1 protein-coding gene is annotated in these 1224 nt (G+C 70.8%); it reads left to right on the top strand.

Annotation, left to right across the window (positions count from 1 at the left end):
• Window positions 1-1204, top strand: a 1204-nt coding sequence (locus FVW27_RS16325; protein WP_167127150.1) for an EAL domain-containing protein, incomplete at its 5' end; no start/stop codon positions are given.
• Between the last annotated feature and the right edge of the window lie 20 nt (window positions 1205-1224).

A 1224-nucleotide genomic window follows, 5' to 3' on the forward strand; every position in this document is an offset into this window, starting at 1 on the left:
GGCCATTGCCGACGTGTTCACCCTGTTCCAGCCGCTGGTTTCCGTGCGCCGCCACGCCATGGTGGGCATGGAGGCCCTGAGCCGGGGCCGCCTGCCCGGCGGCGCGGTGATGCCGCCCGACGTCATGTTTTCCACCGCCGCCGCCAGTGGCAGCGCGCTGGAACTGGACCGCCTGTGCCGCGAGCGGGCCTTTGCCGCCTTTGCCCCCATGGTGCGCCGCAGGCCGGAACTGCTGCTGTTCGTGAACATCGACACCTCCGTCTTGCGGCGCGGGGTGGTGGGGTCCGGGCACATCCAGCGGCTGGCCGAGGCCAGCGGGGTCAGCCCCAACAACGTGGTGCTGGAAATCGTGGAATCGCAGGTGGACGACACCGATGCGCTGATGGAGTTCGCCGCGCGCCACCGCAAGCTGGGCTTTCTGGTGGCCCTGGACGACGTGGGGGCCGGGCATTCCAACCTGGAGCGCATTGCCGCGCTGAAGCCCGACGTGCTCAAGCTGGACCGCTCGCTGGTGTCCGGCCTGCCCGATTCGTTCCACCGCCAGGAGGTGGTGCGGGCGCTGGTGGGCCTGGCCCGACGCATCGGGGCCATGACAGTGGCCGAAGGCGTGGAGCACGAGGGCGAGGCAGCCCTGCTGATGGACCTGGGGGCCGACGTGATGCAGGGCTTTTTGTTCGCGCATCCCTCGCCCGAAGGGGCCGTGGCCGAAGGCGGCACGGCCATGCACAACGTGGCCCGCGCCTACGCCGCGCTTACCCTGGCCCAAGTGGAGGAAGAGGAGCGCCGCGTGGCCACCCTGCGCAGCGCCGTGCACCGCCTGCGCGAAGACCTGCACCACGCCTGCCCCGGCGACTTCGACAAGCTGCTGGCCCGCTACCTGAACGCGGAATCGGCCCTGGAGTGCCTGTACGTGCTGGACGGCGCGGGGCGCCAGGTGTCGGACACGGTATGCAACCCCTACCGGCTTTCGGCCAGCAGGCGGTTCATCTACCAGCCCGCGCGGCGCGGCACCGACCATTCGCTGAAGGAATATTTCCTGCCCATGCGCAGCGGCATAGAGGAATGCCTGACCGCCCCGTACATTTCGCGGGCCTCGGGCAACCTGTGCGTGACCCTCGCGGTGCGCTTCACCGATGCCACGGGCGCGCCCCACGTGCTGTGCGCCGACGCGGGCCGCCCCGACCGCAGGCGGCGCGGCGCGTAGCCGCAGGAACCCCGGCGCCT

The sequence above is a fragment of the Nitratidesulfovibrio liaohensis genome, from assembly GCF_011682075.1.
GTDB lineage: Bacteria > Desulfobacterota > Desulfovibrionia > Desulfovibrionales > Desulfovibrionaceae > Cupidesulfovibrio > Cupidesulfovibrio liaohensis.